General features: G+C 37.2%; 21 protein-coding genes and 3 pseudogenes. 11 read left to right on the forward strand and 13 right to left on the reverse strand.

Annotated features, from left to right (window positions below; translation table 11 throughout):
- The first annotated feature begins 18 nt into the window (after window positions 1–18).
- From GSM_RS05680 to GSM_RS05720, 9 genes are all read left to right on the forward strand, one after another.
- Window positions 19–1,638: a malolactic enzyme gene (locus GSM_RS05680; protein ID WP_003689215.1), complete on the forward strand. Its 1,620-nt coding sequence runs from the start codon at window positions 19–21 to the stop codon at window positions 1,636–1,638.
- Window positions 1,613–3,070, forward strand: a complete 1,458-nt coding sequence (locus tag GSM_RS05685) for an anion permease (RefSeq protein ID WP_222832079.1) — start codon at window positions 1,613–1,615, stop codon at window positions 3,068–3,070. Before GSM_RS05680 ends, GSM_RS05685 begins: the two co-directional genes overlap by 26 nt.
- A gap of 321 nt (window positions 3,071–3,391) precedes the next feature.
- Window positions 3,392–4,120 carry a 5-oxoprolinase subunit PxpB gene (gene pxpB, locus GSM_RS05690; RefSeq protein WP_003689217.1) on the forward strand — a complete coding sequence of 243 codons (729 nt, stop codon included), beginning with the start codon at window positions 3,392–3,394 and terminating at the stop codon, window positions 4,118–4,120.
- Window positions 4,121–4,132: 12 nt separating this feature from the next.
- Window positions 4,133–5,143 carry a 5-oxoprolinase subunit C family protein gene (locus tag GSM_RS05695; protein WP_003689218.1) on the forward strand — a complete coding sequence of 337 codons (1,011 nt, stop codon included), beginning with the start codon at window positions 4,133–4,135 and terminating at the stop codon, window positions 5,141–5,143.
- A 14-nt stretch (window positions 5,144–5,157) separates the two neighbouring features.
- A complete protein-coding gene (locus tag GSM_RS05700) occupies window positions 5,158–5,577 on the forward strand; it encodes an acetyl-CoA carboxylase biotin carboxyl carrier protein (protein ID WP_003689219.1) in 420 nt (139 codons plus the stop codon).
- 10 nt (window positions 5,578–5,587) lie between these two features.
- Window positions 5,588–6,907 (forward strand): acetyl-CoA carboxylase biotin carboxylase subunit, encoded by a 1,320-nt coding sequence (locus GSM_RS05705; RefSeq protein ID WP_003689220.1) that lies wholly within the window; start codon window positions 5,588–5,590, stop codon window positions 6,905–6,907.
- Window positions 6,908–6,922: 15 nt separating this feature from the next.
- A complete protein-coding gene (locus tag GSM_RS05710; RefSeq protein WP_003689221.1) occupies window positions 6,923–7,723 on the forward strand; it encodes a putative hydro-lyase in 801 nt (266 codons plus the stop codon).
- 12 nt (window positions 7,724–7,735) lie between these two features.
- The gene (locus GSM_RS05715) at window positions 7,736–8,485 is read left to right on the forward strand and encodes a 5-oxoprolinase subunit PxpA (RefSeq protein ID WP_010077888.1); all 750 of its coding nucleotides are present in this window, start codon (window positions 7,736–7,738) and stop codon (window positions 8,483–8,485) included.
- Window positions 8,486–8,515: 30 nt separating this feature from the next.
- Window positions 8,516–9,745, forward strand: a complete 1,230-nt coding sequence (locus GSM_RS05720; protein WP_003689224.1) for an NRAMP family divalent metal transporter — start codon at window positions 8,516–8,518, stop codon at window positions 9,743–9,745.
- A gap of 118 nt (window positions 9,746–9,863) precedes the next feature.
- Here the strand turns inward: GSM_RS05720 and GSM_RS05725 are convergent, their stop codons facing one another.
- The 8 genes and pseudogenes from GSM_RS05725 to celB form a co-directional block, all read right to left on the reverse strand.
- Complete coding sequence (locus GSM_RS05725; protein WP_003689225.1) at window positions 9,864–10,349, reverse strand: glutathione peroxidase; 486 nt, start codon at window positions 10,347–10,349, stop codon at window positions 9,864–9,866.
- 83 nt (window positions 10,350–10,432) lie between these two features.
- Window positions 10,433–10,948: pseudogene (locus GSM_RS05730) on the reverse strand (response regulator transcription factor); the annotation flags it as partial.
- Window positions 10,939–11,064: pseudogene (locus GSM_RS15570) on the reverse strand (ABC transporter permease); the annotation flags it as partial. The pseudogenes GSM_RS15570 and GSM_RS05730, both read right to left, overlap by 10 nt.
- A gap of 33 nt (window positions 11,065–11,097) precedes the next feature.
- Window positions 11,098–11,286: pseudogene (locus GSM_RS05735) on the reverse strand (ATP-binding cassette domain-containing protein); the annotation flags it as partial.
- Window positions 11,287–11,382: 96 nt separating this feature from the next.
- On the reverse strand, window positions 11,383–11,850 hold the full coding sequence (locus tag GSM_RS05740) for a GNAT family N-acetyltransferase (protein WP_003689228.1): 468 nt from the start codon (window positions 11,848–11,850) through the stop codon (window positions 11,383–11,385).
- 60 nt (window positions 11,851–11,910) lie between these two features.
- Window positions 11,911–12,231 (reverse strand): PTS lactose/cellobiose transporter subunit IIA, encoded by a 321-nt coding sequence (locus GSM_RS05745; protein WP_003689229.1) that lies wholly within the window; start codon window positions 12,229–12,231, stop codon window positions 11,911–11,913.
- A 16-nt stretch (window positions 12,232–12,247) separates the two neighbouring features.
- Window positions 12,248–13,696, reverse strand: a complete 1,449-nt coding sequence (locus GSM_RS05750) for a 6-phospho-beta-glucosidase (RefSeq protein WP_003689230.1) — start codon at window positions 13,694–13,696, stop codon at window positions 12,248–12,250.
- Window positions 13,697–13,924: 228 nt separating this feature from the next.
- Entirely contained in the window at window positions 13,925–15,271 is a 1,347-nt protein-coding gene (celB, locus tag GSM_RS05755; protein ID WP_003689231.1) for a PTS cellobiose transporter subunit IIC, read from the reverse strand.
- A 544-nt stretch (window positions 15,272–15,815) separates the two neighbouring features.
- Between celB and GSM_RS14030 the strand changes: the two genes are divergently transcribed.
- On the forward strand, window positions 15,816–16,553 hold the full coding sequence (locus GSM_RS14030; protein WP_029327374.1) for a MurR/RpiR family transcriptional regulator: 738 nt from the start codon (window positions 15,816–15,818) through the stop codon (window positions 16,551–16,553).
- Between the two features lie 95 nt (window positions 16,554–16,648).
- On the opposite strand, the gene GSM_RS05765 is transcribed toward GSM_RS14030, so the two are convergent.
- Together GSM_RS05765 and GSM_RS05770 are read right to left on the reverse strand one after the other, a co-directional pair.
- Window positions 16,649–19,069, reverse strand: coding sequence for an FAD-dependent oxidoreductase (locus GSM_RS05765; protein ID WP_003689234.1), 2,421 nt, complete (start codon window positions 19,067–19,069; stop codon window positions 16,649–16,651).
- 24 nt (window positions 19,070–19,093) lie between these two features.
- On the reverse strand, window positions 19,094–19,639 hold the full coding sequence (locus GSM_RS05770) for an NADPH-dependent FMN reductase (RefSeq protein ID WP_003689236.1): 546 nt from the start codon (window positions 19,637–19,639) through the stop codon (window positions 19,094–19,096).
- Between the two features lie 223 nt (window positions 19,640–19,862).
- Between GSM_RS05770 and GSM_RS05775 the strand changes: the two genes are divergently transcribed.
- Window positions 19,863–20,780 (forward strand): LysR family transcriptional regulator, encoded by a 918-nt coding sequence (locus GSM_RS05775; protein WP_003689237.1) that lies wholly within the window; start codon window positions 19,863–19,865, stop codon window positions 20,778–20,780.
- A 172-nt stretch (window positions 20,781–20,952) separates the two neighbouring features.
- On the opposite strand, the gene GSM_RS05780 is transcribed toward GSM_RS05775, so the two are convergent.
- The 3 genes from GSM_RS05780 to GSM_RS05790 form a co-directional block, all read right to left on the reverse strand.
- Complete coding sequence (locus GSM_RS05780) at window positions 20,953–22,344, reverse strand: amino acid permease (protein WP_003689239.1); 1,392 nt, start codon at window positions 22,342–22,344, stop codon at window positions 20,953–20,955.
- 241 nt (window positions 22,345–22,585) lie between these two features.
- Window positions 22,586–24,088 (reverse strand): amidase, encoded by a 1,503-nt coding sequence (locus GSM_RS05785; protein ID WP_003689242.1) that lies wholly within the window; start codon window positions 24,086–24,088, stop codon window positions 22,586–22,588.
- 47 nt (window positions 24,089–24,135) lie between these two features.
- Window positions 24,136–25,527, reverse strand: coding sequence for an MFS transporter (locus GSM_RS05790; protein WP_003689243.1), 1,392 nt, complete (start codon window positions 25,525–25,527; stop codon window positions 24,136–24,138).
- Window positions 25,528–25,702: the final 175 nt, after the last annotated feature.

Here is a 25,702-nt window from a genome sequence, read left to right on the forward strand (position 1 = left end):
AAGGAAGGTCTAAATAACATGGGAATGAATATTTTAAATGATCCGTTCAAAAACAAAGGTACAGCTTTTACATTGGAAGAACGTAAAGAACTCGGCTTGGAAGGTCTCTTACCTCCATATGTTCAGACACTTGACCAACAAGTTGCTCAAACATATGCACAATTCCAAACAAAACCAACTGATCTTGAAAAACGCATGTTTTTAATGGAAATTTTCAATGAAAATCATGTACTTTTCTACAAACTTTTTAGTGAACATGTGGTTGAATTCATGCCAATTGTCTACGATCCCACGATTGCAGATACGATTGAAAACTACAGTGAATTATATGTACAGTCTCAAAATGCTACTTTCTTATCCATCGATGATCCTGATACTATTGAAAACTCACTTAAGAATGCCGCTAATGGCCGCAACATCAGATTAATTGTTGTGACTGATGCCGAAGGAATACTTGGCATCGGTGATTGGGGAACAAATGGCGTTGATATTGCCGTTGGTAAGCTGATGGTCTACACCGCAGCTGCTGGAATTGATCCTAGTCAGGTATTGCCTGTTGTTTTAGATGCTGGTACAAACAATGACAAGCTTTTAAAGGATCCGCTTTATCTCGGTAATCATCATAGCCGCATCACCGGTGACAAATATTACGAATTTGTTGATAAGTTTGTTGAATCTGCTGAACACTTATTCCCAAATCTGTATCTTCACTTTGAAGATTTCGGTCGTGATAACGCTGCTAACTTGCTTAATAAATATAAAGACAAAATTACAACGTTCAATGATGATATTCAAGGTACAGGGATCATTACTCTTGCTGGAATCCTTGGTGCATTGAACATCTCCAAGCAAAAAATGACTGATCAAATTTATCTTTGCTTTGGTGCCGGTACTGCAGGAGCTGGAATTACAAAACGAATTTATGATGAATTTATTCAAGAAGGATTAAGTGAAGAGGAAGCTCGCAAACATTTCTACATGGTCGACAAACAGGGCCTGTTGTTTGATGATGATACAACTTTGACACCAGAACAAAAACCTTTCGCTCGTTCAAAGAGTGAATTTGCTAATGCTGATGAATTAACAAACCTTTTGGCAGTCGTAAAAGCAGTTCATCCAACAATTCTTGTTGGTACATCTACACAGCCAGGTGCATTCACAGAAGATGTCGTTCGCGAAATGGCTGCTCACACTGAGAGGCCTGTTATCTTCCCACTTTCTAACCCAACCAAATTAGCAGAAGCTAAGGCTCATAATTTGATTGAATGGACTGAAGGGCGTGCACTTGTTGCTACTGGTATTCCTGCTCCTGATGTTAAATTCAATGGTGTATCATATCATATTGGTCAGGCAAATAATGCTCTCGTGTATCCTGGGCTTGGATTAGGTGTGATTGCTTCAACTGCAACAGTATTGAATGACGAAATGATTTCAGCTGCTGCCCATTCACTAGGTGGCATCGTTGACCCCAAAGAAGCTGGAGCTGCTGTCTTACCTCCTGTTTCAAAACTTGATCGTTTTTCAACCACAGTTGCTCTCGCAGTTGCTGAGAGTGCCAAGATTCAAGGGTTAACAAGAGAAAAAATAGATGATGTTGCTACTGCCATAAATGATGCCAAATGGGCACCTGAATACTAAGGAGGACTTAGGTATCTTGGCTACAAAAATAAATTATAAGAAGTTTATTATTCCCATAGTTGTAGCATTAGTTATTTGGTTAGCAACTCCTTTCCGTCCTGAAAGCGTCTCGATTGCCGCATGGCATATGCTAGCGATATTTGTTGCTACTATAATTGGCTGTATCACCCAACCATTACCAATTGGTGCAGTTGCAATTTTGGGATTTACTACAACCGTTATTACACATGAAGTTCCTATTGATACTGCAGTTGCAGGATTCGGTAATAATAGTATCTGGTTAATTGCAATGGCATTCTTCATTTCAAGAGGGTTCATCAAAACTGGATTAGGGCGCAGAATTGCTCTCGGATTTGTAAGAATTTTTGGTAAAAAAACGCTTGGGCTTGCATATTCATTAATTGGTGTTGATCTGATTCTTGCACCTGCAACACCAAGCAACACTGCCCGTGCAGGTGGTATCATGTATCCAATTATCAATTCTTTATCTAGGTCCTTTGGTTCCGCTCCTGAGGATAATACCCAACGTAAAGTCGGATCATTTTTGACCTTTGCTGAATTTCACGGAAATATGATTACTGCGGCAATGTTTTTAACGGCAATGGCTGGTAATCCATTAGCACAGTCATTAGCAAAAAGTGCGCATATCGATATTTCTTGGATGGGATGGTTTATTGCCGCACTTGTTCCTGGAGTAATAAGCTTAATCCTTGTTCCGTTTATTATATACAAGCTTTATCCACCTGAAATTAAAGAAACCCCTAACGCTAAGAAATGGGCTGATGAACAGCTTGCAGAAATGGGTAAAATGTCCTTACCTGAAAAATTTATGGCTGGAATATTCGTTATTGCCCTGCTCCTTTGGGTTTTAGGTGACACATTAAATATAGATGCGACTTTGACTGCCTTTATTGCCCTTTCTCTTCTATTATTAACTGGTGTACTTAACTGGAGTGATATCTTACAAGAAAAAGGTGCATGGAATACATTAACGTGGTTTTCTATACTGGTAATGATGGCTAATGAACTGAATGTGCTTGGTTTCATTCCATGGCTAAGCAAGACTATTGCAAGCTGTGTTCATGGCTTGTCGTGGCCTCTTGTCTTGATTGTTCTAGTTTTGTTCTATTTCTATTCACATTACCTCTTTGCAAGTGCAACGGCACATGTTAGTGCAATGTATTCTGCTTTGCTAGGCGTAGCGGTTGCTTCGGGTGTTCCACCCTTGTTAGCAGCATTATTCCTTGGATTCTTCGGTAATTTATTTGCATCCACTACCCATTACAGTAATGGACCAGCACCTATTCTTTTCTCAGCAGGCTATGTTTCACAGAAAGATTGGTGGCGTCTCAATGCAATATTAGGTATCGTCTATCTGGTTGTTTGGCTGGGAATCGGTAGCTTATGGATGAAAGTTTGTGGAATTTATTAAATCATAGAATAATACATTTAAACTAAAAAGCACAGTTTGAACAAAAAAGTTCAATCTGTGTTTTTTTATTGCCTAAAAGATTTCAAACAATTCCTTTTTATAAATTCATTATAAACAATATTTAATAAATAAATATTCACTTTATTATTCAAAGAAAAATGTCGTGTGCAATTAATTAAATAATTAAAAAGCCCATTTCTGTAATTTAAATGAGGTTTTAGTTAGATTCTATTTAAAAAAATCTCAATAACCGTTATTTTATTAATTATGAAGCTTATAAAAATTCGAAATTTATTTTCAGCATAGTTAGAGGTGTTAAACATGATAGCTTACAAATATGATTTTGTACCTGCAGGTGAACAGACACTCCATATTGCTTTTCCTGAACAAATTGATGTCTCAGAAAACCAACTGATTCAGGAGTTAGCCCAACAGCTGCGGTCTCGTTTTATTTATGAAATCACAGATATTGTTCCTGCATATAGGACACTAACCATCAGTTTTGACATCAGAAAAACGACTTATTACGAATTCAGTTCTAAGTTAAAGGATTTTTTGGCCCATTATGTTCCCGATACAAAAAATGATCATGGTCGTATATTTGAAGTTCCTGTTTGTTATGATTCCGAGTTTGGAATAGATCTCGAAGATGTTGCTGCCTTTGGTAATATAAGCGTCGAAGAATTAATCAAACTTCATTCAACTAATAATTATTTTATTTATATGATGGGGTTTTTGCCTGGTTTTGCCTTCATGGGAAATGTACCTGATCAGATTGCAATGCCTAGACTTTCCGCCCCGAGAGCTTCAATTGCTCCCGGAAGCGTAGCAATTGCAGGAAAACAGGCTGGAATGTATCCCGTCGACTCACCAGGCGGTTGGCGAATCCTTGGTAGAACTCCAATCACACTTTATACCCCAAATAATCCACTACCACCATTCCAAGCAGGTGATTGGATCAAGTTTTCTCAAATTGACCGAACTGATTATTCAGCAATAAAAGAACTTGATGCTCATGGTGAGTATCAGCTTAAAATAATTTCAGAATGAAAGGAGAAAATTATGCCACATATTGAGATTATTAATTCAGGCTTGTCCACAACTATCCAAGACCTTGGGCGTACCGGTCATCAAGCAAAAGGCATCCCTGTTTCAGGTGCTATTGATCAATATTCACATCGGTTAGCTAACATTCTAGTAAATAATTCTGAGAAATCTGCAACTTTAGAATTTAGTATTCTTGGGCCTACCATCGAGTTCAATGTTGAAACATTCATTGCAATTACTGGTGGTGATTCTGCTCCTATACTTAATGATTCAAATATCAGCTTAAATACTACGTATCCAGTAAAAAAAGGTGATATCCTAGCGTTTCATCCCATGAAAAGCGGACGTTTTGGCTATATTGCTTTTGCTGGTAATGGACTTCAAGTCGAATCTATTCTTGGTAGCCGTTCTACTAATACTAGGCTTAATCTTGGTGGATATCATGGACGAGCACTTGCAAAAGGAGATAGTTTAACCATCGACAACTGCTACCAGATGCCGAGTCTAGTAAACCGTAGCTTGCCTTGGAACGAGCCCACTGGAAATTCGATTCGCTTTATTAAGGGACCACAATGGAACATGTTTTCCGAAAGTGCAAAACAAATGTTTAAAGATGGACCTTTTACCATATCGTCACAGGCAGATCGTATGGGATTCAGGTTAGATGGACCGACTCTTGAAATACCGCAAAAAAATATGCTGTCTGAAGGGGCTGTTCTGGGAAATATCCAAATAACTAGAGCAGGTCAGCCAATTGCTTTGTTAGCTGATCGCCAGACTGCAGGCGGTTATCCAGTAATTGCGACAATAATTGGTGCCGACCTTGGTAAATTTGTCCAATTTTCTTCAAACAGTCCACTTCTTTTTGAAGAAATTTCACTCAAGGAAGCCACTGCCGCCCTTCGCAGCCAGTACCATTTTTTGAGTGAGCTGGCAGATTCCATTTATCAAAAAAGGTATCAATATCCTATTGGTCCTATTAGAAAAACAAGTAAAAAGATTGAAGAAATGATTTTTAATAGTTAAAGGAGACTTCTGTTATGGAAATACCAAGTTTGGATGAACTGATTAGCAAATTTCAAGAGGCAGGTCTTACACAACTTGAGATTAAAAATGGTGAAGATAAGATTGTTTTGAAAAAGGAAATAACAGCCCTCTCTCCTATTAATTCAGTTGTAAGTGAACAAAAACCTGCAGTTAATGTAGAAAATGCAGGAAGTAAGGAACTCACAATAAATGCTCCATTCGTTGGAACATTCTACACATCACCAAGTCCACAAGAAGATTCCTTCGTCAAGGTTGGAGACAAAATTCAAAAGGGACAAGTCGTTGGCATCATAGAAGCTATGAAGATGATGACTGAAGTTAAATCTGAAGTTGCTGGTACTATTACAGACATTCTAGTCGCTAATGAGAGTACCGTTGAATACAATACGCCCCTCATTGCACTTAAGAATTGAGGTGTTGGTTTTGAAAAAAGTTCTTGTTGCTAATCGTGGAGAGATTGCTGTTCGAATCATCCGCGCCTGTCACAATCTTGGTTTAAAGGCAGTAGCCGTATACTCCACTGCTGATAAAAATAGTTTACATGTTCAATTAGCGGATGAAGCTATCTGTATTGGACCAGCTGAACCAAATAAAAGTTATTTAAATATTCACGAAATAATCGCGGCTGCAGAGATTACACAGTCGGATGCTATTCACCCCGGATATGGTTTCTTATCAGAAAATGAAGAGTTTGCTAAAAAATGCGAAGATGAAAAAATCACTTTTATTGGTCCTCAGTCACATGTGATTGCACTGATGGGTGAGAAGTCTCGTGCACGTGAAACGATGTTAAAGGCGGATGTTCCTGTTGTTCCGGGAGGAGATACCGAATTTACCGATTTAACCAGTGGTTTAGCATATGCTAAAAAGATTGACTTTCCAGTAATGTTAAAGGCAAGCGCCGGTGGCGGAGGTAAAGGAATGCGTGTGATTAAAAGTGCTGATGTCTTTGCCAAAGAATTTGGATTAGCCCAGAGTGAAGCTCAACATGCCTTTAATGATAATCATATGTACCTTGAAAAATATCTCCCTCATCCGCGCCATATTGAAGTTCAAATTATTGCTGATCAGCAAGGTAATGTAACAGCAGTTGGAGAGCGAGACTGTACCATCCAGCAGCATCACCAAAAAGTAATTGAAGAGGCTCCCGCGATTGCATTGCCAGAAGAAACTCGTCAAAAAATGTTTGCTGTTTCTGTAAAGGCTGCAAAAAAAATCGGCTACGTTGGAGCGGGAACAATGGAATTCTTGTTAGATGACCCGAAACATTTTTATTTTATGGAAATGAACACTCGTATACAGGTTGAGCATCCCGTCAGCGAACTAACAAGTGGACTTGATCTTGTTGAATTGCAGTTGCTGGTTGCTCAGGGCAAAACTCTTCCTTTCAAGCAGGAACGTATCTCAGCAAATGGATTTGCATTGGAATGCCGTATAAATGCCTTAACTGCTGGTGAGATAGCTGGTTTACATCTTCCAGCTGGATATGGAATCCGTGTAGACACGGGCCTCTATCAAGGATATGTTGTCCCTCCTAACTACGACTCGATGATTGCCAAAATCATTACATTTGCTCCATCAAGGCAAAAGGCAATTACTTTGATGAAAAATGCACTTGATGAAACAGTCATCTCAGGTGTAAGTACAAACCTTGATTTTCTGATGCAGTTACTAAATGAATCTGATTATGTTGAAAATAAGACTGATATTAATTGGTTAGATAAATTAACTGCAACAATCTAATTTGGAGGTGTTCTCATGGATCTACTAAAAGATATAGCATCATTATCACCAGTTGAAGTTCGTCATCTGATACGTGCGGGAAAGTTTACTAAACCTACTAGTGGATTAGCTTCAGGATATACCCAAGCAAATTTAGTAATTTTACCAAAGGCGTTGGCATATGACTTTCTATTGTTTGCTCAAAGAAATCCTCGTCCTTGCCCTATTTTGGAAGTTAGTGATGTAGGAAGCCGTGAATTGCATAAATTTGCCCAAGATATTGATCTAGCAAATGACTTTCCACGTTATCGCATCTATCGCAATGGTATCTTTACCGATGAAGTCACAAGTGTTGCAGATTATTGGCAAGATGATCTAGTAAGTTTCTTAATCGGTTGCAGTTTTTCCTTTGAATCAGAGCTGATTGCTGCTGGAATTGAAATTCGTCATATAACCGAAGGCGTAAATGTTCCAATGTACAATACCTCTATACCGCTTGAATCTGCAGGTAAATTTCATGGCAATATGGTTGTCAGCATGCGTCCAATTCCTGAGAATCAAGTAGTGACAGCCGTCAATGTGACTGCCGCCATGCCAAAGGTTCATGGTGCACCAATTCAAATTGGCGACCCTAAATCGATAGGTATCACAGATATTTCGAAACCAGACTATGGTGATCCTGTCACAATAAAGCCTGGAGAGATTCCTGTCTTTTGGCCGTGTGGTGTTACTCCACAGAATGCAATAATGCAGGTAAAACCAGAATTTGTAATTACCCATGCCCCTGGTCATATGCTGGTAACAGATATCAAAAATACAGTACTAAAATATGAATAGGAGTTGATCTTAGTGACAAAAATTGATTTAAACAGTGATTTAGGTGAAAGTTTTGGTCGTTACAGTCTGGGCAGAGACAAAGAAATCATTCAACTTGTGACTTCTGTCAATATCGCTTGTGGATTCCATGCTAGTGATCCTGATGTGATGGCCAAGACAGTTGCTCTGGCAGAAGCAGCCGGTGTCGGCGTTGGTGCCCATCCGGGTTATCCTGATCTGCAAGGCTTTGGCAGACGAAAAATGCAGCTGCAGCCCTCAGAGGTTGAACACTTAGTAACCTATCAGATTGGTGCACTTCAAGCTTTTACATCTTCCAAAAAGCTCCATCATGTTAAACCCCATGGTGCACTCTATAACATGGCAGCTAAGGACTATGAACTCTCGTTGGCAATCTGTCGGGCTATCAAGTCGGTTGACCCAGATCTTCCAATCTATGCCCTTGCAGGCAGCAAAACAGTTCAAGCTGCAGAAACAGTCGGCATACGTTGTGCACAGGAAGTGTTTGGGGATAGAAATTATCTGCCTGATGGTAATCTAGTGCCAAGAAGTGAATCAAATGCTGTAATTACTGACCCAGCAAAAGTTGCTGCTCATGTAATTGAAATGATAGAGAATAAATCGGTGACTGCCATTGATGGTTCGACTGTTCCATTACAAGCTGACTCCATATGTGTCCATGGTGATAATGCAGCAGCATTGGCAATTGTTGCCAACCTCCGCGAGACACTGCAAAATAATAAAATTGTGTTTCAGGCTTTTTAAAGAAAACATAAAGAGAGAAGGAATTGTAATATGATGAATAAATCAAAAGATTCTAATAACATCCCTGATTTAAATGGGCCTAAAGCTTCACCTCGTAGCATTGCTATGGGCGCTGCATTCTTAATGGCCATGGCTGCTGTAGGCCCAGGATTCTTAACACAAACTGCTACATTTACTGGTCAAATGGGCGCCGACTTTGGTTTTGCAATTCTGATTTGTATTGTTTTTGATATTATCGTCCAAATGAATGTTTGGCGTATCATTGTTGTCAGTGGTAAAAAAGCACAAGTAATCGCAAATGAAATCTTCCCTGGCCTTGGATATGTACTTTCATTTCTTGTTGCAGTGGGTGGCCTCTTCTTCAATATTGGAAATGTTGGTGGAGCGGGTCTTGGCCTTAATGTGCTTTTCGGTATTTCACCCGAGAATGGTGCCGTAATTGCCGGTGCTCTTGCAATTATCATCTTTGTTGTCAAAAATGCTTTAACCGTTATGGATCGGACTGTTCAAGTTCTTGCTGTTGTTAAAGTCGCAATCTTACTTTATATTATATTCATCATGGCTGTGCCGTATCAGTCAGCCGTTCAACATACTTTTATGCCTACAAAAATTGATTTCTATTCTATTGTTACAATCGTTGGTGGAACTGTTGGTGGTTATATTTCATTTTCCGGTGGTCATCGCTTGATTGAAGGTGGAATGAAAGGCAAACAAAACATTAAGTATGTTAATGAAGGCGCCTTGACAGGAATTGGGATTGCCTCTGTTATCCGTGTACTGCTCTTCTTAGCTGGTCTTTCCGTTGTTGTAACAGGCTACAAGCTTGATCCTACTAATCCAGCAGCTTCAATTTTCAAATACGCTGCTGGTAACTTTGGATACAAATTCTTTGGCTTATTGCTCTTTGCAGCTGGGATGACCTCAATTCTTGGTTCAACATTTACATCAACTTCTTTCTTAGATTTTGCAGTCAAGTCAAAAAATGGTCTACAAAAATCACGTAAAATACTAATAATCAGTTTTATTGTAATCTCAACTGTTATCTTCTACATTATTGGTAGTCCCGCAAAAGTTCTTGTTTTTGTTGGCGCTGCTAACGGATTTGTACTTCCAATAGCATTAGCGATTCTCCTGGTCGCCAGTGTCTCCAAAAAAATTGTTGGTGACTATCGCCATCCAAAATGGTTAATTATTTCTGGTTGGTTTGTTGTTGCTTTCATGGCTTTTGCAAGTATCAAGACAGTTATTGGATTATTTTAAAACAAGCTAAATATTATTCTACAAAAAAGAAGACTGAGTCAAAATTTAACTTTTGATTCAGCCTTCTTTTTGATTGCTTATAATCATGTTCCACAAATCGAAATATCTTACTAATAAGTTATTTTGTATGTGGCAGCGCCTCTTGAATTTCTTTTTCAAATGCCTTGGGTTTTGTCTTCGGAGCAAATCGCCGTAAAACTTTACCACTGGGATCAACTAAAAACTTAGTAAAATTCCATTTAATTGAATTCCCTAATTCACCAGGTGCCTCTTTTTTCAAATATTGGAATAATGGAGCAGTTTCTTTTCCATTCACCACAGTCAGTTCATGCATCGGAAATGACACTCCATACGTTGCTTGACACGCCTGTGCGGCCTCTTGTCCATTGGCAAGTTCTTGCTTAAATTGATTGGACGGAAATCCTAAAATAACCAAACCATCATCCTTATACTTTTCATAAAGCTCCTCTAACTCTGCAAATTGTGGAGCCAACCCACATTTTGTGGCCGTATTAACAACCAGTATCGTTTTTCCTTCATACTTTGAGAGTTGATACTTTTCTCCGTTTTCACGTGAGACTTCAAAATCATATATTGTAGCCATTTCTGTGTCATCTCCTTCTTTGTACACAAGTATAAGCCTTATTTTTTATTTTGATAAGATATTAGATTGCCCTCAGCTGATTTTCATAACCACTTATTACTTTGAGCCATTTTAATTGCCTCAATTCTATTATGTACCCCCAACTTGCTGAAGATCGCAGACAGATAATTACGTACTGTTCCTTCTGACAAGAAAAGTTGTTTCGCTATTTGTTTCGTTGTAATTCCCGATTCTGCTACTGCAAGAACTTCCATTTCTCTTGTACTAAGTGGATTATTTTCCACAGAAATCATGTTTACTACAAGCTCCGGTGCAAAAATAGTTTTGCCCTCAGATACATCTCTAATTGCCGTAATAAGTTCATCACTGGGACTATCCTTCAACAAGTATCCTGCGACATTTGCTGCAACTGCTTGTTCAAAATATGCCTTTTGTGCAAATGTAGTCAAAATAATAACCTTTTCATCCAATTTCTTTTTATTTACTCTTGAAGCAACTTCCAGTCCAGTCATTTTAGGCATTTCAATGTCTAAAATTGCAATATTTGGTTTTAGTATTTGCAGATCCTGCCACGCTTTTGCTCCATCAACAGCACTACCTTTGTGAATAATAAGTAAAATACAGCAGGCATCAGTAATGTAAAAAACAAAAAAGATTTATTTCGAATTACTAATCTTAATACATCAAATTTTAACCGTTTCGTAATCTTTATCATCTTCACTGTTGCTCCTTATCTATTGTCATCTCCAAAGACTTGTACATTATTTTTACTTGGCAGCAGGCCTAGTAAGATATTCAACAAGGTTGTCTTACCCGCACCATTTTCACCAATTAGTCCAATAATTTCCCCTTTATTTATAGTCAAATTAATTTTTTTTAGGATTTCGGTTTCACCGTAACTAAAATTCAAGTTTTTAACACTTATAATCTGTTTCATGATGCACCCCCATGTAATCCTATCTTAGAACGGGATAATAAAAATTCCCAGTCATGATTGTAATTGACTGGGAATGACAAATGTCATAACTTTATATTATTTTCCGGTGAATTTAGCCATCAAGATAAATGGATACACGCCACCATTTGTTTCTTGATCGTGGTGGTTCACAACTTTGAAACCAAGCTTTTGATACAATTTCCGTGCACGAACGTTGAATTCTGCAACATCAAATAAAACTTTTTGAGGTTTTTTTAACTGAATTACATAATTCAATATTGCGGTGGCAAAAGCAAAACCCTTTCCCTTGCCAGTCAACTCTGGAGCCATTCCAAGACCAATCTCAATGGCCTCTTCGTCATTGGTATCCTCGACCGCAAAGAAGCCGACCAGTTTCCCCGCCTGGATAACTTGATAATAACTATCACCACGTGATTCTTCACTCAGTAGCTCTTGATAATCTTCTGGATCAGCCGTCATATCATAAAATTCATACTCACCTTGATAATGCCATTGTGCAATCAACAATGCATTTGGAGAGGTCAATCTTTCAATCTTAAACATCACTTATTCACCTCAAAAACGATTGTATCTTACACTTTAAAAAGCAGCAAGAAGTTTATTTTATTTATTTTCAGCAAGTTTACGATACACATCGACCAGCTCTCCGGCTAAATCTCGGAAAGTAATTGCATTCATAATGTGATCTTGTGCATGAACCATTAATAAATTAACTTCCGCATGTTCACCATTAGCTTCCGCAGTCAGCATCCCTGTCTGTGCATTATGAGCCTGTGCCATAAACTCATCTGCGGTTTTTAACTTCTTATCTGCTGTCTCAAAGTCACCTTCTTTAGCAGCCCTAATCGCTTCAAATGCTGCCCCTTTAGCATTCCCGCCATTTATGATTAAACCCATGATCGTTTCTTGTTGCTTTTCATCCATTTAAATCATCTCCGATTTATAGTTGTACTCCTTGTGATTCAATAACTGTTTTATACCAATAAAATGAATCTTTTCGACTCCTTTCCAACGTTCCTTCAGCTTTATCATTTTTGTCAACATAGATAAAACCATATCGTTTATCCATCTGACCACTTCCAGCTGAAACCAAATCAATACATCCCCATGGAGTGTATCCCATTAATTCAATTCCGTCTTTTTCAACAGCTAGCTTCATCTGCTGAATATGTTTCTTCAGATAATCAATTCGGTATTGGTCATGGATTGATCCATCCGCTTCAACTTTATCAATTGCACCCAGACCATTCTCAACAATGAATTGGGGTATATGATAGCGATCATTCATCCAATTCATTGCATAACGTAAACCTTTAGGATCAATCTGCCATCCCCAGTCTGATGCTGGAAGATATTCATTTCGTACTACGTCCTCCATTTCATCATAGCTATAGACCGAATCAGCATCGTCATGAGCTGAAACCGTAAATGACATATAATAACTAAATCCTAAATAATCAACTGTCCCAGCTTGAAGGACATCTAGATCTTCTAAAGTACGATCAATTTCCAAACTGTGTTCTTTTTGGTATTTTAATAGCCATTCAGGATACTTCCCAAGTACTTGCAGATCGCCTAACCAATAGCGCCACTGCATTGCACGTTGGGCTTTGAGAATGTCTTTAGGATCAGAAGTCGCAGGATAAAGAGGAATCATCGCAATCATAGCACCAATCTCAAAATCAGGATTGATTTTATGTCCTATCTGGACTGCCAAAGCACTTGCAACTGCTTCATAATGAGCTGCTTGGAACATCGTTTCCTCCACATTTTCTCCATCTCTTGGTACAATCCCGGAGTTAGTAAAAATTGAAAAACCGCGTTTGTAATCTGTCTGATTATTGATTTCATTGAACGTCATCCAATATTTAACTTTATTTTTGTAACGTTCGAAAACAACGGTTGCAAAGTTAACAAAATAATCAATTACTTTTCGGTTACGCCATCCGCCATATTCTGTTACAAGATGATATGGCATCTCAAAATGGGAAAGTGTGATTACAGGCTCAATCCCATATTTCAAACATTCATCAAACAAATTATCGTAGAATTTCAGCCCTTCCTCGTTTGGCTCTCTTTCATCACCATTTGGAAAAATTCTGGTCCAAGCAATAGATGTCCTAAAACACTTAAATCCCATTTCAGCAAAAAGCTTAATGTCTCCCTTGTATTGATGATAAAAATCAATTGCATCATGATTAGGATAATACTCTCCAGCAACTACCCCCTGCGTGATTTTTCGTTCGACTCCATTAGCTCCATTGGTCATTACATCTGCAACACTGACTCCTTTATTGTCTTCTTGCCAACCACCTTCCAATTGGTGCGCAGCTACCGCCCCGCCCCACAAGAAATCTTTTGGTAACTTATAAGCATTTTCTCTATCCAATCTGCACTCCTCCTTAAATAATTACACTCAATTGCTTCAAGTATAAGTAAAAGCATTTGATAATTATCAATAATTAATTTTCTCAAACAGGTCCTAGAGTCTCAAAAATAAAGGGTTCCCCTAAGAGAGCCCTTTATGGTCTGCCACAATAATTCTTATTAACCAAAACCAAGAGGGACTTCTTTGCAACTCATTGACCTCGTTTTTTTAATTATCTACTAATTCTTATTATTCTTTCTGAGCTTGCTCTTGTTCTTGTTTTAACAAGACCTTATCATAATGCCTGATGAATGGATACCACACGATAAATGCAACTGCCGCACAAATGATTGCCAGTATTCCACCTTTCCAGCTTGCCGTCGCTATAAATCCACCCAATCCAATTGGTGTTGGCCATGGCTGTTGAGCAATAATCTTATCTACCAAATGCGTAGTAACTGCAAAGTACCCAACTATCCCAGAAACTAATGGTGCACAAACGAACGGAATAAATAGCTGCACGTTATAGACAATTGGTAATCCAAAAAGTATTGGCTCATTAATATTAAAGAAAGCGGGTACAATCTCTGCCTTTCCAATTTCTCGTAATTGAACTGATTTCGCTCTAGAAACCAACCATATTGTCATTCCTAAAGTTGCTCCGGATCCACCGATAATAACGAAAGCATTCATTGGATCACCAGCAAAGAAATGATCAGCCCCCAACTTATTAGATGCCATGTTAGCTAGGACAATTGGAGTATAAAATGAGCTCATGATTGTTGCACCGTGGATTCCAAACCACCAGAGAAAATGAATCAAGAAAATGATGACCAAGAATCCCCACCATGTATCTGCAATATCACTGACAAATGAGAATGGGATGTAGAGAACCTTGAAAATATCTGTCCCTACAAAAATAAGCAACATATTGAGTACAGAAACAACGATTGCAACACAGAACCCTGGAATCAAGGAACTGAATGAATTAGCCACACCAGCTGGGACTGCAGCTGGCATTTTAATTGCCCAGTTATGCTTTATAGTAAAACGATAAATCTGTACTGTGAGCCAACCAACAACTAAACCAGTGAAAATTCCGACAGCAGCTATCCTAGTAACACCGGAAGTTGAAACTGCATATCCCCCGCCAATAATGTTTGTTTTGCTAAGAGATTGTACAAATTCAATAGAACCATCTTTCCACACTAATTGTGGAACGGTAATAAACATTGCCATTACAAACATGAATAAACTACTAAGTGGATTTAAATTGAGATGTTCTTCTTCTTGATATATTTTGGTATAGCTATAAGTGAATGTTCCTGCAAAAACAAGAGCTAAAATTCCCATTGTTGAATTATAAATAACTTGGAATATGTTCGTAAAATGTCCGACAGTGTTAGCATATAGCTCAGCAAATCCTGGTATCTGAAATGCTTGTGGCAAAATTTGTAAAATTAAAAATACGGCACCAATAATTGAAAACGCAATAACACTATAACCAGCATCCATAATTGCTCGGACAAAACGCGAACCAGCAAACTTGCCTACTTTCTCAGTCATACTTTCTTTAAAAGAATCAGAAATTTTCATTAGATCAACGCCTCTTTTCATGAATTTTTTATTTTCGGTATAATCAAATTTGCGATATGCACTAATTAACTCTGTAGCTAAATTCGTAAATTGAAACTGGTACCAAGTCTAATCCATATATTTTAAAATTATTACTGTTGCCTTACTTGATAGTATTCAGCATCTTCATTCTAACGTTTTACCTACATTCATCATTAAGTTCATGAACTACACTAACTATTATTCTTCATCACTATCCGACATTTAATTCTCTCTTTTGGAGACTAATTACTTTCTACAAAACCATTATTTTTTATTACTTAACATCCCTCCTAATTAGTTACGCACTTGATATCCAATATGATTTATCTACATTTTTTCACCTACCTTTACTTACTTTATTACTTACTAACTCTATTTTAACGAAAAAGCTTAATGTTTACTACATATTTTAGAAAGCGGTTACATTATTCAGATAATGAAACATTTTCTGCTTTTGTAATTTTTAAAATGTTATTGTATAATCCAGTTATTACCCACTTTGAAGAAAAGGTTGGATTATGAAATGATTGATTTAAAAGGATTTACCCCAACAGAAATTTTAATCTACAATTATTTGATTGCCCATCCCGACGAGGCACTTAACCTGAGTATTCGTCAACTAGGAAGTGCTATCCACGTCTCCTCCGCCTCCATCATTAGGTGTATTAAAAAGATGGGTTATGATAGTTTCTATGAATTTAAGTACAATCTGAAACAGCAACAGATGAATTTGCAAACAAAAAAATTAGAGGCTGACTATGATACTAAAATTATTAATATAGCAAGCACTTTTTTTAGACGTCCCCTTTTACAACAATATTCACATGAACTAGTATCTTTCAAAAAACTAATTTCCAATGTAGACAGTGTCTTGTTCTTTGGTATCGGTACATCAGGAATTCTTGCTCAATATGGGGCTCGACAATTTTCTAATTTTGGAATCAATTCCATTTATAATGTCGATCCTTTTTATCCTCTACCTCAAAAGAAGCAAAGCGATGCTAATCAGATTGCTATTATACTTTCGGTCAGTGGTGAGACTCCTGAAATTGTTGACAGGGCTCTTAGTTTAAAGGCTGATAATTTTCACATTATATCTATTACCAATAACAATTATTCTACTTTGGCCAAGGTTTCTGAAATCAATTTTTCATACAATATTAAACCTGAAGTCATCAAGGAAACGTTAAATATTACCACTCAAATTCCAGTAATTTTTATTCTAGAAGCACTAGCAAGAAACATTGAGCAAAACTATTAAAAAATAATCAAAAAGTTCTGATATTTATTAACAAAGATCGATAATATCAGAACTTTTTAAATTGTCTCTAACTATATTCACGCTAATCTAAGAAATTATTTATCATTAATATTGTTTGCAGCCATTGTTCCTGCAATCCGACCAAATGTAAAAATATCTGTTAGTGAATTACCGCCTAGTCGGTTTCCTGCATGAATTCCGCCAGCAACTTCACCGGCTGCATACAGATTGTCAATTATCACACCATTTTTATTCAGCACATGTGCATTTTTATCGATTTTCAATCCACCCATTGTATGATGCATTGCGGGTTTGCGTGGTGTTGCATAAAATGGAGCGACTTGTACTTTCAAATCGAAGACTTCCTTGCCAAATTCAGGATCATATCCTGCATCCACGTATGAATTATATTTATCAATTGTATCAACAAAAACATCTGGTTCAATTCCAATTTGTTGAGCTAATTCTGTCAGAGAATCTGCCCTATACAAAGTACCAGCAGCCACTTGTTCATCAATCTTTTGTTGGTTTGTATTGTATGCAGTCTCTTTAATTTTGTCATCCGCAATTAGATAGAATAAACTTCCGTTATCGATTGCTGCTTGTGTTAAAACATCACGACTCTCGTATTCATCAACAAAGCGTTTGCCCTCCTTATTGACTATCACGTAGTTAGCAGGTGGAACTTGCAAACCTGTGAATAATTCTCCAGTTACTGGATCTGAAACAGGCATCATCTGTGTAAAGCCCATTCCAACCAAAGCTGCATCAACACTTTCTCCCAACTTAATTCCATCTCCCATAATCGCAGGAGAATTGGAAGTGGCTATCCCGTCATCTATCTTCGTCCAATACGTATTATACTTTTGAATCATCTTTGTATTTGCTCCAAAACCACCTGAGGCCAATACTACACTCTTGGCATGAATAATGACCTGGCGCCCTTCAAAATTATGTCCAACTACTCCCTTGATTGTTCCATCTTCTATCAATAATTCTTGCACAGGTGTATCAGTCAAAATCTTGCCACCTTGATTATTGATAAAGTTTTCGAGAGCAGAAATATAAGCATATCCCTGACTTTTTAATGGTTTATGTCCTCGACGCCATTTTGCTCCAACAGGCATGGAGACTTCATTAGGATCAAATTCAACTCCTATATCTTCGAGCCATTTGACTGATTCAAGTGCCTTATTGGTTAATATTTTCACTAATTCGTACTGTCCATGAATCTCATTGCCATTTAAGTCAGTTCGTTTTCCACCAAGATACGTCTGAATTCTGTGCCACAAAATGCTATCAAACAATTTATTATTTCCACTCTGTAGATAATTTTCGATTTGTTTTTTTAATTTTTTAAAGTCGTTTTTGTACTCTTCATCAATTTTATCCTCATCTTGAGACAGAACTTCCTCTAAGGTCGCCTTTTCACCAGGAAGTGCAGCAAAAGTTCCCTGCCAATCTGGATCTGCAGCATTCATTGGTCCACCAGTACGAATAGTATTTCCACCTACTGCAGGGAATTTCTCCACAACAATTACTTGTCGCTTGGCTTTCAAAGCACACGCTGCGGCACTCAATCCTGCACCGCCTCCACCGACGACCACAACATCTGTTGCTAACTCAAGAGATTCTTGCTCAACTATATTTTGAGGTTTTGGTCTTCTTTTCAGAACGGCTGAGTCTCCTCCAGCTAAGTCAATAGCTTCCGCTACTCCGTCTATCACACCGTGACTCGTAACTGATGCACCTGATATAACGTCAATATTTAACGTTTGCCCACTGACAATTTGTTCTGGAATTCTTTGAAAGACAGTATCAGCAATTCCTTCTGTCTCATTCTTCGTATCAATTTCAATTTTTTCAATTCTTTTTTTTGATACGGTTATTGTCATTGGTAACTTACCATTATGACCAATTGCACTAACTTGATATTCTCCTGGTTCAAAATGCACTTCTTCAGAAGCATTTAGGAATTTAGCCGCTTGAATAAAATGCAGAAAATTTTTAAAGCACGAACGTAAGAATTTGATAGTTGATGCATCTTTTAAATTATTTTGTTCATCAAAAGCAGAACCTGAACTTCCAAGCAGAAACTCATTACCAGACAATACCCAAGCATCAACCCCTGGTGAATCTAAAATTTGTCTTAAATGTAGCTGTGCACTAGATGAACCTTGAATCCTGATCGATGTCCCTATTATCATAACCGGCTTATTGTTAAATGGGTGTTCTTTGAAAGACATCCACTCGATAAAACTATTCAATGCAGATGGAATGGAACGGTTATGTTCTGAAGTTGAAATAATTACACCATCTGCTTCAGTTATTTTTTGACTAATATCCTGAACTAACCGCCCTTCCCCGATCTCTATCGATTCATTGAATAAAGGTAGTTGTCTGATATCAATAATTTCAATCTCAGCTAGATTACTAAATTCTTTTTTAACAAAATTCAACAATAATGTAGTTGCCGAATCACCAACATTTGTTCCACTAATTCCAATTAATTTCATTATAATTTCCTCCGGTAATCTTTATTATTGATTTTTAACAACAAAGCGTACGAAATCTTCAAAATACTTGTCTAATTCTTCTTTTTTGGCAGAATTCATTAATTCACCCTTATCATTAAATGCCTGAAGAGACCCACCTAACAAGTATTCCCTGCCAGGCATCAATAGTCCGCTCAATTCAGGTGCATTCAATATTTGTCGTAAATGTGACTGTGCACGGGATGTTCCCAAAGTTCCGTATGAAGCTCCTGTAATCATAATAGGTTTATCTTTTAGAGGTTGTGTGGTATATGCAAACCATTCCAGTAGACTTGCTAAAGCAGCAGGAATAGTATGATCATATTCAGGTGTACTAATAACGACACCATTTGCTGCAATTATTTTTTCTGATATACGGTTAATCGTTTCCGGTGCTGTTTTAGATACAGGTTTATTAAAAAACGGAAAGTCTGTTAATTCGCAAATTTCAATTGTTGCTTGCACAGAAAAGCGCTCTTTCATATACTGCAGAAGTTTTCGATTCGTCGATTCAACTGCTCCTGTCCCTACAATTCCAATTAAATTTATCATACTAAATAACTCCTTTTATTTATGTGATTTTATTTTCAATGATTCTTATATTTTCAGTGAAAATTAATAATATTTTCAAACCATAATCTGATTTTTACTTATTTATAGGCAAAAAAAGTATACTTAAGATCTATCATTAAGTATACTAACGTTAATATAACTTGTGAAGTTTTTATTTAATTATCAAGTAATAACTAATTTGCTATTGAAAGAAGGAATTTTTTTGTTTTCAAAAAATCCATCATTAATGCTGCAATACCTTGATGCACTTCTAAAACACAGCAACTTTACTAAAGCTGCCAAGGACTTGTATATATCGCAACCTTACCTAACACAGATTATTAAACAGCTCGAACAAGAATTAGGTGTGCCAATTATTGATCGTCAAAGTCAAAGGCTTAGGCTCAGTGAGGCAGGAAAAATATACTATCACTACCTTGAAAAGCAAAATACTACAAATGCCATGTTAATTCAAGAACTGTCACAGTACACTCAACCAGATAAAACTATAATTAAATTGGGTGTGTTACAAAGCCTAGGGAGCTTTTTGCTTCCTCTCTTTTTACCCAGATACTTACGAGAACACCCTTCTGTTAACCTAATTTTAGTTGAAAACATTCCCGCAGTTAGCGAAAAATTAGCTGTTAACAACGAAATTGATTTTTTTATTGGTCAAAATCCTGAAACTATTGCACCTTCATTACGGTTAGAAACAGCAAAAGCAGAGAGTTATTGTGCAATAATTCCTTCTAACTCACCTTTTTTTGAAGAAAAAAAACAGCAGCTCTCAATTGGGTCAATCCCAATCAAGTCACTGCTAAGTTCACCACTAGTCCTAAGTTCACCTGGATCTGCTATTCGTAACCAAGTTGATTCACTTTTTAGTAAATACAAAATTAAACCAAAAATAATCATTGAGAGTCAAAATATTATAACTGCTGTTGAATTGGCTACACACGGACTTGGATTAACAATTGTACCCATGAGTATTATTAATAAGCTAACTCCTGGTACATATAACCTCTATCCCTTATCAACTAACTTGATAACCCTAAACTACTTTATTGCTACGAATCGTACAAAGACACTTACCCTTAGTGAAAATGACCTAATTGAATCTTTTCTAACAATTGGAAAGTAACCTTGAACTCAAATTGTTTTTATTCCCGCCAATATAGCTGCTCTGGACAATCTCAACCAACTTTTTAATCGTTGTCCCTGTATCACAAAAAGTTAATTCCGTAATTTATCCTTCCCAAAGACATCTAATTTTGGCGTAACACCCCTTACTGAATACTATTACGTATCCTATTCTATTTTGCTTTTTTCTTATTTCTATGCCTCATACTATATACGATTGTTGCTACAATTAAGACTGCTGCACCAACAATCACTGAAACACGTGTGTCTGGATTAATAAACATGAAGAAGACAATCACAACAAGCATTATAAGTGCAAAATAATTTGAAAATGGATATAGCGGCAATTTAAACGGGTGTTTTTCCATCAATTGCAGATTATTCTTGCGAAAACGAAGTTCTGCCAGCAATATCACAAACCATGGTATCATGCCAGGAAGAACCGATGAACTAAAGACAATCACAAACATATCGGATGTTGACTTACTATATGCGCTTGCAATAATATCAATAACAAATCCAATTAAGATTCCGCTGGAAATCCCAAGAATGGCAATATTTGGCACGATTCGCTTAGACAAATGACCAAATATTTTGGGTGCATCTCCCTCATGTGCTAATTTAAAAAGCATTCTACTTGAAGAATAAATTCCCGAATTCGCACCCGATAAAGCTGCAGTTAACACCACAAAATTGATGATTGAAGCTGCAGCCGTAATACCAACTTTAGCAAACGTTGAAACAAACGGCGAGCCAACTGAACTTAACTGGTTCCATGGATAGATTGTTACAATTACAAAAATTGCACCAACATAAAAAATCAAAATTCTAAACAAGACAGATTTAACTGATTTAACAATTGCTTTTTGCGGATTGGCAACTTCACCCGCCGAAATACCCAACAATTCAATTCCTTGATAAGAACCAACGATAATTGACATTGAGAAGAAGAATCCTGTAAAACCACCGGTAAAGAAACCGCCATGACTCCACAAATTACTGAGACCAATAGGGTGACCATTATTACCAAAACCAAAAAAGATTACCATGAATCCTAAGATGATCATCATAATAATTGTAATCACCTTGATCATTGCAAACCAAAATTCTAATGAACCATACGCTTTAGCACTAGCAAGATTAGCTAATAACAAAAATACAATAATAATAATTCCAGAGAAAAATGGATTAATATTTGGCCACCAATACTTTAAATATTCGGTAGCAGCAACAACCTCCGACATTCCGACAACTATGTATTCAAAGACATTCGCCCATTTAGCAAGATAACCAGCTAATGGATGCACGTACTCTGTTGCATAGTCTGCAAAAGAGCCAGTACCTGGATTAATATAAATCATCTCACCCAAAGCACGCATTACTATATATAAAACCAAGCCAACAAACATGTATGCCAGCAAAACTGACGGTCCTGTCCATTTAATCGTAGATGTTGCACCCATGAACAGGCCGACTCCAATGGCTCCGCCAAGTGAAATCATTTCCATTTGTCCAGCGGTCATGGAGCGTTTTAAATCAGGTGCACCATTTGATTCTTGTTTCATTCTTTTACCTCCAAAAAAACTGTGACAAAATGATTGTGATGTCATAGTCCTTGCACATTGTAAAACTAAAAATGAACTAGTAATTCTTAAGTTTCATCTTCGTCATACCTTAATAATCATTCTACTCATACAACACAACATGAATAATTATAGATAATTTAAATAATAAGCGCAACTTTGGGGGGAAATTAAAGTTGTAAACTTTTAATTTATCTTTCTCAAATAAGCCATATTATAGTATTTAATTTCTATTTTTAAAATTTGTAGGATGTAAAAACTTAAATTTTTTGTTGCTTTCAAATAATTTTGCAATTTGAAGCAATAATTGCTCTTGCCCTTTACCAGTCTCAAATTGGATTCCAAGAGGCAATCCCCCGGCCGTAACATGGGTGGGTAAACTTATTGCTGGATTTCCAGTTAAATTTGCCTGCTGTGTAAACGGAGAACGAGTCAGTGCAGGCAGCCATTGATCCCAAATCAATTGTTTTTGGTCCCTGGGGCTTAGCTCTTTGATCTGCTTCATTTTAAGCAAATCTTCATCACTAACTAAGGGATCATCTATTCGAGGTGCTGCAGAAGCTGTTGCCGGTGTTAAAATCACTGAGTATTTTTCATGCAGCAGTGCCATTTGGTAAGCCGCATTATCCCAACTATATAAAGCTTTGCTATATTCGGCAGCAGAAACATTTTTCCCCGTTTGATATAGTGCCCATGTCAATGGTTCCATATCGTCCACAGTTAATTCACGTTTCGTCGATTGTTGAATTGCATTAAATGTTGCGGCCATCTCGCCTTCATTCATTGTATAGTAAGCTTGCATCAAGCGAACGCCATCCGTTGGTAACTCAATTTCTTCAGTATTGAATCCTTGATCATTTAAAAAAGAGACAGCATTTTCTACTGCACTTATTGCTTCCCTGTCAACAGGTGTCCCAACCGGTGATTTAGTTGTATAACCAATCTTTATTTTATCGGGCTTTAACTTAAGACCGTTTAAAAATCCATAAGTGTTCAATGGTACTTGAAAGACTCCTGCAGGTTGAATAGTCTGTAAAGAGTCGAGAAGAGCAGCTGTATCGTCGACGCTCCTAGTTAATGCAAAATTAATGGATGCTCCTTGCCACGAGCGCCAGTCATTCGGTCCAACTGGAATTCGGCCACGTGTTGGTTTTAAACCAATAGTTCCAGACCAAGAGGCTGGTATTCTAATTGAACCTCCGCCATCGTTTCCCGCAGCAATTGGTAACATTCCATCTGCCACTGCTGCACCCGCTCCACCTGATGAGCCACCTGCTTGATAATTGATATTCCAGGGATTACATGTTAGTCCATTGATTTTAGAATCAGTAATATTCTTCAAACCAAATTCTGGAAAATTAGTTTGACCAATAATGATAAAGCCTTCATGTTGCAATGCTTTGACATAATTATTTGTCATCTGAGCCTTATTTTCCTTAAACATTCTATTTCCAAAAGTTTCTGATTCTCCCTTAAGTGACTGCCCTAATCCCTTAAGTAGCAACGGTACACCGAAAAAGGGTTGTCCTTTATCCTCTAGCTGGCCGGCTTCTTTTAGAGCTGCTGCCTTTCTAGTTGAAATAACGGCATTTAGTTGAGAATTATCATTTGCTATCTTAGCTAATGATATTTCAATCAATTCGGACGAACTAATTTTCTTTTTTCGAATTAACTCAGCTAGCTCTAATGCAGGTTTTAACAGCAATTTTTGCTCATCATCAGACATTTTAGACCTCCTTAGATTATCTTAGTTTTAGTTACTAATTTTCCTTCTTAATTTGTCTTTGTCTTTAAATTCAATAAATGGTGAAATAAATAAAAGATAACCACTCCAAATACAACTAGCAAAATGAATGCCATCGTACTCCCCACACTAATATTTTCTGCGTGTGTATATCCTGCACGATTAACTGAATCCATTATCAAAGCCAACACAGTAGTTCCAATTGCTCCTGTGACTTGCTGTCCCGTGTTATAAAGTGCATTCGCATCATTACGAAACTTCTTATCGATATGTTTTAAGCCATAAGCTACTGAATTTCCAAAAGCCATTGAACGACCAATTGCAAATACCAGATACGCTAAGGTAATACCCCAAATGCCTAATTGTGAACCGCCAAATGCAAGTCCAATAAGTGAAAATGTAAATAAGATATCACCTATGTATAATGGCATCTTGCCACCAAACCGATCTAGCATCCATCCATAAATGGGCTGTCCAAAACAATTAAACATACTGCCTGGCAGGAGAATTAATCCCCCAATTAATGATGTTGCCTGAAACACTTCTTGCACATAATTAGGTAACAAAAAATTGATTCCAACATTTGAAAATTGCAACATAATGTATGGCAAAAAGCTAAACAAAAAGGCTTTTTCCTTAAAAACTGATAGTGAAAAAAGTGCTTTAGTTGCTGAACTTGAAAGCCTAACAAATATTCCTGTTAAAATTATGCTCGCAGCTAATAAAATAGCAAAAGTAATGTATGAATGTAAGCCAAGATCATTCAAACCAATGATCAAGCAGATTAAAGCAGCCCCTAAAATCAAGAATCTCGTCCAGTCAAATGCATACTTTCCTTCAATTGGCGCATACTGTCTAATTCTTTTAGTGCCCATTGCTAACAAGATAAGTGCTAATGGCAAAGTTACCCAAAATATTACACGCCAACTTGCAAAAGCTACAACTGCTCCGCCAAAAGTCGGGCCTAATGCTGGTGCAACCAGTATAATCAAATTTGCTAAACCAATATATGTTCCAAGTTTTATTGCTGGAACAACGTCAAGAATAATATTAACCATTAATGGTGTACAGATTCCAACACAACCTGCTTGGATCACACGACCTACCAGCAGCATCCAAAAATTAAATGCACTTCCGCAAATGATATCTCCCAGACTAAAAAGAATGACCGCTATAATAAATAACTGTCGATTTGTAAATCTTCGTTTCATATAAGCAGAAGTCAACATGATCAATGCTGCCATTAATAGGTATCCTGATGTCACCCACTGAACTGTACTCAAAGACTCATTAAATTCGCGCATTAAAGCAGGAAATGTCACATTCATCGATGTTTCCGTCAACACCCCCATAAATGACATTAGCGCAACAATCGCAACAACGACCATAGGATTTTCTTGTCTTACTGCTGGTGCTTGCATTCTTATTCTCCCTTTAATAATTTATATTGCATTAAATTGTTTAATTAAATGTACACATCTTAATGCGACAGTGATAATTATAGTGCAAAAATACGAAATACGGAAAATAAGTTTTTTATTCCAGTATCGTTTATAAGTTTATATTATTTCTTACGACAAAAAGAGACCTCCTGCT

The organism is Liquorilactobacillus mali KCTC 3596 = DSM 20444 (genome assembly GCF_000260415.1).
In the GTDB taxonomy this organism is placed as follows: domain Bacteria; phylum Bacillota; class Bacilli; order Lactobacillales; family Lactobacillaceae; genus Liquorilactobacillus; species Liquorilactobacillus mali.